Annotated in this window: 10 protein-coding genes; 5 read left to right on the top strand and 5 right to left on the bottom strand. The window is 67.3% G+C overall.

Going from position 1 to position 12,462, the window contains the following annotated elements; translation table 11 throughout:
- Positions 1-9: 9 nt before the first annotated feature.
- Positions 10-921 carry a LysR family transcriptional regulator gene (locus tag JNL31_RS03805; protein WP_294970198.1) on the bottom strand — a complete coding sequence of 304 codons (912 nt, stop codon included), beginning with the start codon at positions 919-921 and terminating at the stop codon, positions 10-12.
- A 67-nt stretch (positions 922-988) separates the two neighbouring features.
- Here JNL31_RS03805 and JNL31_RS03800 point away from each other — a divergent pair, with 67 nt between their 5' ends.
- On the top strand, positions 989-2,197 hold the full coding sequence (locus JNL31_RS03800; RefSeq protein WP_294970195.1) for an MFS transporter: 1,209 nt from the start codon (positions 989-991) through the stop codon (positions 2,195-2,197).
- Between the two features lie 50 nt (positions 2,198-2,247).
- On the opposite strand, the gene JNL31_RS03795 is transcribed toward JNL31_RS03800, so the two are convergent.
- The gene (locus tag JNL31_RS03795; RefSeq protein ID WP_294970192.1) at positions 2,248-3,027 is read right to left on the bottom strand and encodes a DsbA family protein; all 780 of its coding nucleotides are present in this window, start codon (positions 3,025-3,027) and stop codon (positions 2,248-2,250) included.
- 141 nt (positions 3,028-3,168) lie between these two features.
- Here JNL31_RS03795 and JNL31_RS03790 point away from each other — a divergent pair, with 141 nt between their 5' ends.
- The 4 genes from JNL31_RS03790 to JNL31_RS03775 all read left to right on the top strand — a co-directional run bounded on the left by JNL31_RS03790 (position 3,169) and on the right by JNL31_RS03775 (position 9,155).
- Positions 3,169-4,380 carry an N-acetylmuramoyl-L-alanine amidase gene (locus JNL31_RS03790; RefSeq protein WP_294970191.1) on the top strand — a complete coding sequence of 404 codons (1,212 nt, stop codon included), beginning with the start codon at positions 3,169-3,171 and terminating at the stop codon, positions 4,378-4,380.
- Positions 4,381-4,482: 102 nt separating this feature from the next.
- Positions 4,483-7,044 (top strand): penicillin-binding protein 1A, encoded by a 2,562-nt coding sequence (locus JNL31_RS03785; RefSeq protein ID WP_294970188.1) that lies wholly within the window; start codon positions 4,483-4,485, stop codon positions 7,042-7,044.
- Positions 7,045-7,131: 87 nt separating this feature from the next.
- Positions 7,132-8,259, top strand: a complete 1,128-nt coding sequence (gene prfB / locus JNL31_RS03780; protein ID WP_294970185.1) for a peptide chain release factor 2 — start codon at positions 7,132-7,134, stop codon at positions 8,257-8,259.
- A gap of 128 nt (positions 8,260-8,387) precedes the next feature.
- Positions 8,388-9,155, top strand: a complete 768-nt coding sequence (locus JNL31_RS03775) for a DUF2189 domain-containing protein (protein ID WP_294970182.1) — start codon at positions 8,388-8,390, stop codon at positions 9,153-9,155.
- Here the strand turns inward: JNL31_RS03775 and JNL31_RS03770 are convergent.
- The 3 genes from JNL31_RS03770 to JNL31_RS03760 are packed head-to-tail and all read right to left on the bottom strand — an operon-like array spanning position 9,148 to position 12,432.
- On the bottom strand, positions 9,148-10,581 hold the full coding sequence (locus JNL31_RS03770; RefSeq protein ID WP_294970179.1) for an MFS transporter: 1,434 nt from the start codon (positions 10,579-10,581) through the stop codon (positions 9,148-9,150). The two genes, JNL31_RS03775 and JNL31_RS03770, sit on opposite strands and share 8 nt — an antisense overlap.
- 20 nt (positions 10,582-10,601) lie before the next feature.
- Entirely contained in the window at positions 10,602-11,105 is a 504-nt protein-coding gene (locus JNL31_RS03765; RefSeq protein WP_294970176.1) for a polymer-forming cytoskeletal protein, read from the bottom strand.
- Positions 11,095-12,432: a M23 family metallopeptidase gene (locus JNL31_RS03760; RefSeq protein ID WP_294970173.1), complete on the bottom strand. Its 1,338-nt coding sequence runs from the start codon at positions 12,430-12,432 to the stop codon at positions 11,095-11,097. Before JNL31_RS03760 ends, JNL31_RS03765 begins: the two co-directional genes overlap by 11 nt.
- Positions 12,433-12,462: the final 30 nt, after the last annotated feature.

The raw sequence follows: 12,462 nt of genomic DNA, 5'->3' as shown, positions 1-12,462 counted from the left end.
CCCGCGCCGTCAGTCGTCCCCGAGTTCCCGGGCCAGATGGTCGATGAAGGCGCGCAGCCGGGCGGTCACCGACTGGGCCGAGGGGTAGACGAAATAGATCGCCTTCCGGGGTGTCGACCAGTCGGGCAGGACATGCACCAGCCGTCCGGCGGCGATTTCGGGGCGGGCGACGATGCCGGGCAGGGCGGCGATTCCGGCCCCGGCCAGCAGTGCATCGCGCACCGCAAGGTGCGAGCCGAGCCGCAGGGGCGGGTCATGCGGAATCACCACCTCCTCGCGCCCGTTCTGCAGGGGGAGGCCGCCGGGCCAGGGCGCGGCAAGGCCGACGAGATCGAACCGGGCCAGGTCTTCGGGCCGGTTCAGCGCATCGAGCCCGGGCAGGTCGGGGGCGGCGACGAGCATCGCCTGACCGTGCAACAGCCGCCGGGCGACCTGGCTGCTGTCCTCCAAGGGGCCAAAGCGGATGCAACCGTCAAAGCCTTCCTCCAGCAGATCCGGGGCGCGGTCGAGGAAATGCACCTCCAGCGTCACATCGGGATGGGCCTTGCGGAACCCGGCCGCGATGCCGCCGATCAGCACGTTGCCGATCGACTGCGGCACCGCCAGCCGCAGGTGCCCGCGCGGGGTGCCGCCGGATTCGCCAAGCGCTCGGCGAATGTCCTCGGCCTCGCCCAGCAGGCGGTCGGCGCGGGCGGCTAGGACCTCGCCTTCCTGCGTGGGGCGCAGCGTGCGGGTGGAGCGTTCGATGAGCCGGACGCCGAGATGCGCCTCAAGATCGGCCACGCGCTTCGACAGGGTGGATTTCGGCACCCGCAGGGCCAGCGCGGCGGCCGAGAACGAGCCCTCGCGCAGGACAGTGCGGAAACCGCGCAGGGCAGAGAGGTCGAGGTCATTGTCCATGATCTTGGACGCACCTTGCATGAATAGCTATCTTGTCCATAGTGGTGGATTTTGCCATCTTCCGCAAGACAAGATCAAGGAATGTGAGATGGATCGGAGTTCCGAAACGCCGCCCAGCCGGGCGGTGACATTGGCCGTTCTGGGCCTGGCGTCGATGACGATCATGGCCAATGCCACGGTTGCCTCGTCCCTGCCGGGCCTGCGCGCGCACTATGCCGACGTGCCGCATATCGACACGCTGGCCGGGCTGATCGTGACGCTGCCCTCGCTCGCCATCGTGCTTTCAGCGGGGCTGATGGGGGTGCTGATCGACCGCTGGGACCGGCAGAAGCTCTTGCTGCTGACGGCGGCGCTATACGCCATCGGCGGCACCTCGGGCCTTTGGGCGGAAAGCCTGTGGGGGATGCTGGCGGGTCGGCTGGCCCTTGGGCTGGGCGTCGCGGGAACGATGAACCTGGGGATGACCTGGGCCAGCGACCTCTGGCAGGGCCCGGCGCGGGCGCGGTTCCTGGGCTGGCAGGGCGCGGCGATTTCGCTGGCGGGGATCGTGTTCATGCTGGCGGGCGGGGCGCTGGCCAGCCTGCACTGGCGCGGGGCCTTCGCCGTCTATGCGCTGATCGTGCCGATTGCCACGCTCGCCTTCCTGGTCCTTGGCCCGCACGCCCGCCGGATCGCGGCCGAGAAGGCGCGGCCCAAGGCGGTTGCCTCCAGCGCCGACCGCTTCCCCTGGGCAGCCTATGCCTTCATCGCGCCCCTGGCCTTCCTGTTCCAGACCGCGTTCTACGTCACGCCCACCCGGCTGCCGTTCCATCTGGAGGCGCTGGGAGTGACAAGCCCGCTGGTCGTGGGGGCGCTGATGGCGGCGCTCGTCACGGTGTCGGCTCCTGTCGCGCTGATGTATGGCCGCATCCGGGCGCGGCTCAGCGCCATGACGATCTTCGGGCTGTCCTTCTTCCTGATTGGCCTTGGTTTCCTCGCCCATGCCACGGCGTCGGACTGGCACGGGGTGCTGATGGGCTCGCTGATTGCGGGGCTTGGCATGGGGATATCGATGCCCAACTACACCACATGGTTCATGGAGCGGGTGCCCGCGTCGATGCGGGGGCGGGCTTCGGGGCTGCTGACCACGGCCTTCTTCCTCGGCCAGTTCGCCTCGCCGCTGGTGTCGGCGCCGCTGGTTGCCTGGTTCGGGCTGGCGGGAACCTTCGCGGTCGTCGGCACGGGGCTGATGACGCTGGGCACCGGCCTCTGGGTTGTCCATGCGCTGCGGCCGGACCCGACTGCGCTGGAAGCATGACAGGAAGGGCGGCCATATCGGGCCGCCCATTTCACAGCTGAACCCCAAGGTCAGCCGTCGGCGCGGGCGTCCTTGACGAAATCCTGCATCGTCTCAAGCGGCGCATAGCCGCGCATCACCGTGTCCTTCAACACGAAGGCCGGCGTGCCGGTGATCTCCATCTGCTCGGCAAGCGCGTAATTGTCCTTGATCACGGCCATCACCTCGGGCGCGTTCATGCGGTCGATGATCGGCTTGGCTTCGAGACCAAGATCGGTTGCCAACCGGGCCAGCGTCTCGGGCGTAGGCTCGCCGCGCAACGTCATCAGCGCGTCATGCGCCTTGGCGTAAGCCTCGTCGCCGTGCAGCTGGCGGAGCGCGATTGCGAACTGCGCCGACAGCATCGAAGCGTCGCCCAGGATCGGGAATTCCTTGACCACGAAGCGGATGTTGCCGTCGGTCTTGATCAGCTCGTCAACTTCGGAATAGGCCTTGCGGCAATAGCCGCAGCGGTAATCCATGAACTCGACCAGCGTGATGTCGCCGTTCGGGTTGCCGCCGACCCAGTCGTTCGGGTTCTGGAAGATCACGTCGTTGTGGGTGGACACCATCTGCACGTCGCGCGCCAGCGAGGCGTCTTCCTCGCGCTTCTGTAGCACGTCCATCGCCTCGATCAGCACTTCGGGATGCTCCAGCAGATAGGCGCGCACTTCGTCGCGCAAGGCCTTGCGCTCGACCTCGGTCATCGTGCTGTCGACGCTGCCCGCCACGGGAGCGGTCTTCGGCAGGTCTTCGGCGAAGGCGGGAAGGCTGGCAAGGCTGACGATCAGGCCAAGGGCGAGGCGGGTCATGCGGTCTCCTGAACGGGCCGCAAACCTGCGGCGGACGGAGGATAGGCGGCGACCCCGGGCAAGACAAGGCGCTCGCCGTTTCGTGATACCGAAGCGGTTGGCGCAATTTACAAAGCCGGGCCAAGCAGGGATAAGGCGGCGATGATCGCGCTTCGCCCGTTTCTGTCCTTGCTGCTGCTGGTTCTGACCCTGGCCCGTCCGGCGGTGGCCGAAGACCTGTCGGCATTGGCGAAGGTCGATCCGCTGCGGTCGGGGATCATCGCCACCGGCGATGGCGGGCTGGAGCTGCGCATCGCGCTGAGCCAGCCGGTGCCCTGGCGCCTGCGGATGATGGACAACCCGCCCCGGCTGGTGATCGACACGCGCGAGGTCGACTGGCGCGGGGTCGAGGCGCTGGCCGTGGTTCGACCGGGCGCGTCGCTGCGCGCGGGCGCCTTCCGGCCGGGCTGGTCGCGGCTGGTGCTGGAACTGGAGCATCCGCTGAAGGTGGTGCGGGCCGAGATGCCGACGGGCGCCGAGACCCGGATCGACCTGACGCTGGAGCCGACCGATGCGGCAAGCTTTGCCGCCGAAGCGGCAAGGCCCGATCTGCCGGACTGGGCGCTGCCCGAGGCGGCGGATCTGGTGGCCCCCGTGCCTTCCGGCGCAGGACCGCTGGTGGTGGTGCTTGATCCCGGCCATGGCGGCATCGACCCGGGCGCCGAGCGCGAGGGGCAGAGCGAAGCCAAGCTCATGCTCACATTCGCCCGCGAACTGAAGGAGGCGCTGATCCGGGATGGCCGCTTTCGGGTGGTGCTGACGCGCGACGAGGATATCTTCGTGCCGCTGGAAACCCGCACCTCGATCGCGCGCGAGGCCAAGGCGGACGTGTTCCTGTCGCTGCATGCCGATGCCCTGGCCGAGGGCGATGCGCAGGGGGCGACGGTGTATACGCTGGCGGCGGATGCGTCGGACGAGGCCTCGGCGGCATTGGCCGAACGCCATGACCGCGACGACCTTCTGGCCGGGGTCGATCTCAGCGCGCAGGACGATCTGGTGGCGGAAGTGCTGATGGACATGGCGCGGACCGACACTGCCCCGCGCACCGAGCGGCTGGCCGAGGCGCTGGTCGCGGCGATCCGGGGGGCGAAGGTCAGGATGCACCGGCATCCGCACCAGACCGGCGGCTTTTCGGTGCTGAAGTCGCCGGATATTCCGGCAGCGCTTCTGGAGGTGGGGTTCCTGTCCTCGGACCGCGATTTCAAGCGCCTGTCCGATCCGGCCTGGCGCGCGACGCTGGCCGGGGCCGTGCTGGCGGCGCTGGTCGCCTGGGCGGACGAGGATGCCGTCCTGCGGGCTGCGGCCAAGCCGTGACTGTTGCGAAAGCCTGCCTGAACAGCCATTTGTGACCGGCCAAGGTTTTGACGCGCGTCCGCGTCTGGTATAGTGCGGGGCGAAACTCAGCAGGGGGCCCGGGTGCTTCGGTTTGTCGGTAACGTTCTGGGTGGCCTGTTCTCGGCTTTGACGCTGGGGCTGATCTTCGCCGCCCTGACGCTGGGCGGCATCTTCTACATGTATTCCCGCGACCTGCCGAGCCATGAGAACCTGGCACAATATACGCCTGCGACGATCAGCCGGATCTATTCGGGCGAGGGGCGGATCATCGACGAATTCGCCCGCGAGCGGCGGCTGTTCGTGCCGGCAGATGAAATTCCCGACCTGGTGAAGCAGGCCTTCATCAGCGCCGAGGACAAGAACTTCTACCATCACCACGGCTATGACACCCGCGGCATGGTGGCCGCGCTGATCGAGGCGGTGAAAAGCCGGGGCGAAAACATGCGCGGCGCCTCGACCATCACGCAGCAGGTGATGAAGAACTTCCTTCTCGACGGCAGCCGGTCGATCGAGCGGAAGATCAAGGAGATCATCCTGGCGACGCGGCTGGAGCAGACGCTGTCGAAGGACCGGATTCTGGAGCTGTACCTGAACGAGATCGACCTCGGCTATCGCAGCTTCGGCGTGGCGGCAGCGGCGCAGACCTATTTCAACAAGACGCTGGACCAGTTGAGCCTGGCCGAGATCGCCTATCTGGCCGCGCTTCCGAAATCGCCCGGCAAGGGGCTGCGCCCCGTGCAGGAACACGACGCGGCCGTGGCCCGGCGGAACTACGTCCTGGGCGAGATGCTGCAGAATGGCTACATCGACCAGGCCGCCTATGACGAGGCCAAGGCCTCGCCGCTCCTGACCGTGCAGGGCGGCGACTTCGAGGCCTTCCGCGACAGCCTGCCCCCGCGCGACTATTTCACCGACGAGATCCGCCGCCAGCTTTCGGGCGTCTTTGGCGAGGAAGAGTTCTTCTCGGGCGGATTGACGATCCGGGCCACCGTCGACCCCGACCTGCAATACGCCGCCGCCGCCGCGCTGCGCGAGGGACTGGAGGATTACGACCGCAATCAGGGTGTCTGGCGCGGTACAGGCAAGACGCTTCCCGCCGAAGTGCTGGCGTCCGAGGAAAGCTGGCGGGCAGAACTGTCGAAGCTGGAACTCCCGCGCGACGTGCCAAGCTGGTTCCCGGCCGTGGTTCTGGACGTGGGCGAGAGCGACGCCCGCATCGGCATCGAGGGCGTGGCCGATGACGAGGATGGCCATTTCATCCCCTCCGAGGACGTGACCTGGGCGCGGAAGCGTCTGGCCGACGGCACTCTGGCCAAGAAGGCCAAGGTGGCGGGCGACCTGGTGGCGGTCGGCGACGTGGTCCTTGTCCGCGCCGTGACGAACGAGGACGGCACCTTCAAGCGCTGGTCGCTGCGCCAGGTGCCGGAAGTGCAGGGCGCGTTCATGGCGATGGACGTGAACACCGGCCGGGTGCTGGCGATGCAGGGCGGGTTCAGCTACCAGGATTCGGTCTTCAACCGCACCACGCAGGCGACGCGCCAGCCGGGGTCGAGCTTCAAGCCCTTCGTCTATGCCGCTGCACTGGATTCGGGCTTCACCCCGGCGACCATCGTCGTCGACGCCCCGATCGAGATCGACACGCCGCAGGGCCTGTGGACACCGAAGAACGCCTCGAACAAGTTCTACGGGCCCACCCCCTTGCGCACCGGGATCGAGCAGTCGCGGAACCTGATGACCGTGCGGATCGCGCAGGAAATCGGCATGCAGACCGTCGCGGGCTATGCCGAACGCTTCGGGGTCTATGACCGGATGGGGCCGTTCCTCGCGAACGCTCTCGGGTCGCAGGAAACCACGCTCTTCAAGATGGTCGCCGCCTATTCCATGTTCGCCAATGGCGGCGAGAGGGTGGAGCCGACGCTTGTCGACCGGGTGCAGGACCGCTTCGGCAAGACGGTCTACCGCCACGACCAGCGCGTCTGCGAGGATTGCTCGGCCGCCGATCTTGCGGCGGGGCAGGGCGTCAGGATCGACACCAACCGCGAGCGGGTGCTGAACGCGATCACCGCCTACCAGCTGACCTCGATGCTGGAAGGTGTGGTCAAGCGGGGCACCGGGCGCGGGATCAACCTGCCGGTGCCGGTGGCGGGCAAGACCGGGACCACGAACGATGCCAAGGACGTCTGGTTCATCGGCTACACCTCGAACATCGCGGCTGGCTGCTACATCGGCTTCGACCAGCCGCGCACCCTTGGCGGCAAGGCCTCGGGCGCGGGGCTCTGCGGCCCGGTCTTTGAACGCTTCATGAAGACCGCGATCAAGAAATACGGCGGGGCTGCGTTCAAGGTGCCTCCCGGCGGCTATTTCCGCAACATCGACCGTTTCACCGGCCAGCCGCTGCCCGATGGCGCCTCGGGCGACAATGTGGTGGCCGAATACTTCCGCGAGGGCGAAGAGGCGCTGATCGGCCTCGGCCTCGTGGTCGACGGCGGCTTCGCTATGGGCGAGAACCTGCCCCTCTTCGCCTATGGCGAGGGCGAGGGCGAGGTCGACCAGGGCAAGACCGTCACCAACTCGGAAGGCGAGCGCGTGGTCGTGCCGAAGAAGGCCGATTTCGGAACCGTGTCTTCCGGCGGCCTGTACTGACCCGATCCCTGACGCCGGGCCGCACCCTTGCCGGGGCGCGGCCTTGGCTTTATGACCGCCTGCAACAACCATCAGGACCGATCCGCAATGCGCGCCGAAACCCAAGGCAATGTCGAAGCCATCGAAAAGACCCTGAAACTGCTGGCGCAGCGGATGGACTGGGAAACCGCGCCGCACCGGCTCGAGGAATTCGACGCGATGATCGAATCCCCCGACCTGTGGAACGACCCGGCCAAGGCGCAGAAGCTGATGCGCGACCGCCAGTCGCTGATGGATGCGGTGGCGGGCTACAAGCTGATCGCCGGGGGCCTGAAGGACAATGTCGAGCTGATCGAGCTGGGCGAGATGGAGGGCGACGCCGAGATCGTGACCGAGGCCGAGCGGGCCCTGACCGATCTGGTCAAGGTCGCCGCCGAGAAAGAGCTTGAGGCGCTTCTCGATGGCGAGGCCGACGGCAATGACACGTTCCTGGAAATCAATGCTGGCGCGGGTGGAACGGAAAGCTGCGACTGGGCCTCGATGCTGGCGCGGATGTATGTCCGCTGGGCCGAAAAGCGCGGCTTCACGGTGGAGCTTCAGTCGGAATCCGAAGGCGACGGTGCGGGGATCAAGTCGGCCTCCTACAAGATCAGCGGCCACAATGCCTATGGCTGGCTGAAGACCGAAGCCGGGGTGCATCGTCTGGTCCGCATCTCGCCCTACGACAGCGCGGCGCGGCGGCATACCAGTTTCTGTTCGGTCTGGGTCTATCCGGTGGTCGACGACAACATCGAGATCGAGGTGCAGGACAAGGATATCCGCATCGACACCTACCGCTCCTCGGGGGCCGGTGGCCAGCACGTCAACAAGACCGACTCGGCGGTGCGGATCACCCACTTCCCCTCCGGGATCGTGGTGACGTCGTCCTTGAAATCGCAGCACCAGAACCGCGACATCGCGATGAAGGCGCTGAAGTCCCGCCTCTACCAGCAGGAACTGGACAAGAGGAACGCTGCCATCAACGAGGCGCACGAGAACAAGGGCGATGCCGGCTGGGGCAACCAGATCCGGTCCTACGTCCTGCAGCCCTACCAGATGGTGAAGGACCTGCGCACCGGGCATGAGACCTCGGACACGCAGGGCACGCTGGACGGTGACCTTGACGGGTTCATGTCGGCGACGCTGGCGCTGAACGCCTCCGGCAAGAAACGCGGCGAGATCGCGGACGTGGATTGAGATGACCGCGCCCCGGACTTGATCCGGGGCCTCGCGTCATCGCATGAGGACCCGGACAAGTCCGGGGCGGGGTTTCTTCGCAGTCAAATCCCTTGCCTGACGCTTTGCCCTACGCCTAATCTTCCAGCATGAGCGTCACCCATCCCCCCGCCGTGCCCGAGATCAATCTGGTCGATGCCTCCGACCTGAAAGCCAGCCTTGCGCTGGGCTGGCGGGATTTCCGCCGCGCGCCGGTTCTCGGCCTCGCCTTTTCGGCGGTCTACGTCCTCGGCGGCTGGCTGATCACCTGGGCGATGACGGCCAAGGGGCAGGTCTGGTGGACATTGCCCGCCAGCGCGGGCTTCCCGATCCTTGGTCCCTTCGTCGCCTGCGGCTTCTACGAGATTTCGCGACGGCTTGAGGCGGGGGAGCCGCTTGTGGCCAATGAGATATTCGGCGTGATCTTCCGCCAGAAAGACCGCCAGATCCCGGCCATCGCGGCGGTGATCGTGGTCTATTTCCTGTTCTGGAACTTCCTGTCGCACATGATCTTTGCCCTCTTCCTCGGCAATGCGACGATGACCAATGTCTCCTCCTCGCTGGCGGTGTTCCTGTCGCCGCAGGGGCTGTCGATGTTGGCCTTCGGAACGCTGGTCGGGGCGGGCTTCGCCACGCTTCTGTTCTGCCTGACGGTGGTCAGCCTGCCGATGCTTCTGGATCGCGAGGTCGATTTCGTGACCGCGATGCTGACGAGTTTCGCCCTGGTACGGGAGAATCCGCGCATCATGCTGTCCTGGGGGGCACTGATCGCGATCTGCCTGTTCCTCGGGATGCTCCCGGCGTTCCTCGGCCTTCTGGTGGTACTGCCGCTTTTCGGGCACGCAAGCTGGCACCTCTACCGCCGCGCGATCACCTGACACGCCGCGCCAGCATCAGCGCCAGAACGGCGGCGAGCGCGGCCATCAGGCTGGCGGTCAGCGCGACCGCGCCGAAGGCGGCCCCGGTTGCGGCAAGATGGGCGGGCCCGTCGCCGGTGACGCCGAATCCCGGGGCGCCAGGGCCATAGGCCGCCGCTGCGATCCGGCCCTGCAGCGCGATGGCAATCAGCCCGGCCACCCGCGCGACCGCGTTGTTGATCCCCGAGGCGGCGCCCTGTTCGCCGTCCTCCGCCCCCTGCATCGCCGCCGCCGTCAGCGGGGCCACGACCAGCCCCAGTCCGAACCCCGCCAGCGCGGTCAGCGGCACGACATTGGTCCAGAACTGGCCATGGGGAGCCGCAAGCCAGAGGCCAGCATAGGCGCAGGCCACCAATCCCGAGCCCGCCGCCATCAGCGGCCCCGCGCCCCAGCGGTCCGCCATCCGGCCTGCGGGGGCGGACAGGATCCCGATCAGCACCGAGATCGGCAGGAAGGCCGCCGTCACGTCCAGCGGCGTGACCTTCCAGGCGGAAACGGCGGTCATCGGCAGGTAGAACATCACCCCGTTCAGCGCGAAATACAGGACGAAGGTGACAAGGTTGGTCACGGCCATCGTCCGGTTGCGGAACATCGCCAGCCGCAGCATCGGCGCGGGGGTCATCGCCTCCCAGGCCAGGAAGGCGGCAAGGCTTGCCACGGCCGCCAGCGCGATCATGGGGCCGGCGCTCGCCTCGGTCAGCGCCCAGGCCATCAGCCCGAGGCCGAGCGTGGCCAGGAGCCCGCCCAGGATGTCGACCCTTACGCCGGGCTTGCCGATGTCACCGGGCGTGCGGCCCCGGATCAGCCAGAGCGCGGCAAGGCCAAGGGGCAGGTTCAGCGCGAAGACCAGCCTCCAGCCGAGCTCTCCGCCCCAGGTGACGAACATGCCGCCCAAGACCGGCCCCAGCGCCGTGGTCAGCGTCGAGGCTGCGGCCCAGAGGCCGAGCGCCTGGCCGCGTTCGGCCCGGGGATAGGCGCGCGAGACCATGGCCATCGACCCCGGCACCATCAGCGCGGCGCCGACGCCCTTCACCGCGCGGGCGGCGATCATCTGCTCGGGCGTCAGCGCCGCCGCGCAGGCCAGTGACCCGCCGACGAAGACCAGGATCCCCAGCGAGAAGATGCGGGCGATGCCGAACCGGTCGCCCATCGCGCCCCCGACCAGCACCAGCGAGGAGAGCGACAGAAGATAGGCCGCGTTGATCCACTGCGCCTGCTGCAACGTCGCGCCCAAGGCCTCGCGCATCGCGGGGGTGGCGATCGAGGTCACGGAGCTGTCGATGAAGCCCATCGACGAGGCCAGGATCGCGGCCCAGAGGATGATGCGGCGGTCAGCGTCCGCACAGAAGGAAACGGGCACCGGAGTGCCCTCCGATGCCCGCGACATGGTCATGCCAGGAGGTCGGCTTATTCGGCGTCGGCAGCGGAGGCCGGGGTGTCCAGCCGCACGGCCCCGGCGGGGCGGCCATTCGCCAGCGGGTCTTCCTGCCGCTGCACCGAGCCTTCGAAATGCGCGCCGGATTCGATGGCGATGGTCTTGTGGATGATGTCGCCCTCGACCCGGGCGGTCGAGGTGAGGCGGACCTTCAGGCCGCGCACCCTGCCGATCACCCGACCGTTGACCACGATGTCGTCGGCCACGATCTCGCCCCGGATGGTGGCGCTTTCGCCGACGGTCAGAAGATGCGCACGGATGTCGCCTTCAACGGTGCCCTCGACCTGGATGTCGCCCGTGGTACGCAGGTTGCCGACGACCGTCAGGTCGGACGACAGGACGGAAGCCCCGGCCTTGCCTTTCGGGGCGGTGGGGGTGAAATCCATGGACGGTTTGGTCAAGGGGGCCTCCGGGGCTTTGGGCTTCTCGGCCTCGGCCTTCGGGCCCGGCTCGTTGATGCGGCTCTTAGAAAACATTCTTCGCTGCCTTTATGAAGGTCATCGGATTGATTGCGGTCCCGCTGAGGCGGATTTCGTAGTGCAGGTGCGTACCAGTGGACCGGCCTGAGTTGCCCATATCACCGATCCGGTCGCCACGCGATACCCTTTGTCCGACCTCGACCCTGATCTGCGACAGATGGCCGTAACGGGTCTCGACACCGAAGTCGTGCTTGATCTTGATCAGTCGTCCATAGCCGTTTTCCCAGCCGGCATAGGTCACGGTTCCGTCCGCGGTGGCATAGATCGGGGTGCCATAGGCCCCCGCCATGTCCTGCCCCTCGTGGCGGCGCGAACTGCCGTTGAACGGGTCGTTGCGGTTGCCGAAGCCGCTCGTGTAGCGCACGGCCTCGCGCACCGGCATGGCGAAGGGAAGCTGGAAGGCCGCGATGCGGTACATGTTCATCTTGTCGAGCCCGCCAAGGATGGCATTGGCGCGCAGTTCCTCGGCCGACGGCGCACCGCCCGAGGTCGAGAAGGTGATGGGGGTCAGCGGGCCGCCCTGACCGGAGTAACCTTCGCGTACCGCGCCGATCAGGTCATCCGGCGACATCCCGGCCTCGCGGAACATCTTGTCCAGCGGCTCGACCGAGACGGTCAGCGCCTCTTCCAGCTTGGTGAAGATGGCATCGTTGCGCAGCTCCATCGCGTCCTTCTCGGCCGCGATCTCGCGGGCCTCCTCGCGGGCTTCCTCGGCGCTGGCAAGCACGTCGTTGCGCTCTTCGGCGGCATCGCCAAGGGCACCGGTCAGGAATTCCAGTGTGGCGACCGTATCCTGCGCGCGGCCCATTTCGGTCGCGCCGCCCGCCTGCGCGTTCAGCGCGAGCGTCACCCGCTCGGTCTCGCCACGGGCCACGTCGCGTTCCTTGATCGTCTCGCGCAGGGTGTCCTGGATCGCGTCGATCCCGGTTTCCAGCTCGCGCCGCCGGTCTTCCGAGGCCAGGAGCCGCTCCTGCATTTCCGAAACCTGGGTCAGCGCGATGTTGAAACGTTCCTGGGCGCGGACGGCTTCCTCGGCGCGCAGGTCACGGTCCGACGACAGCGCGTTCAACCGTTCCTCGTACAGCGCCTGCTGGCGGACCGACTGTTCTCGGGCCGATCCGGCCCCGATCGAATCCATCATGATCAGCGCGGTGGCGACGATGGTCCACGAAAGCCCCAGCGTGCCACCGACCAGTGCGATGATCTGGGTCGCGGGCCTGAGACGGATGAACCGGGTCTCGGTGTCGGATTTCAGGAACAGGCGCTGTTCGGGAAAGTGCCGTTCCAGGCTTTGATGGAACCGATAGGCGAGGCGATTCAGCACGTTGGGGTCATCCGTTCATAGCCTTGGCAG

It is taken from the genome of Tabrizicola sp., assembly GCF_016792905.1.
Lineage (GTDB): Bacteria > Pseudomonadota > Alphaproteobacteria > Rhodobacterales > Rhodobacteraceae > Tabrizicola.
The sequence above is the reverse complement of the archived record's forward strand: the minus strand, read 5'-3'. Positions and strand labels throughout refer to the sequence as shown.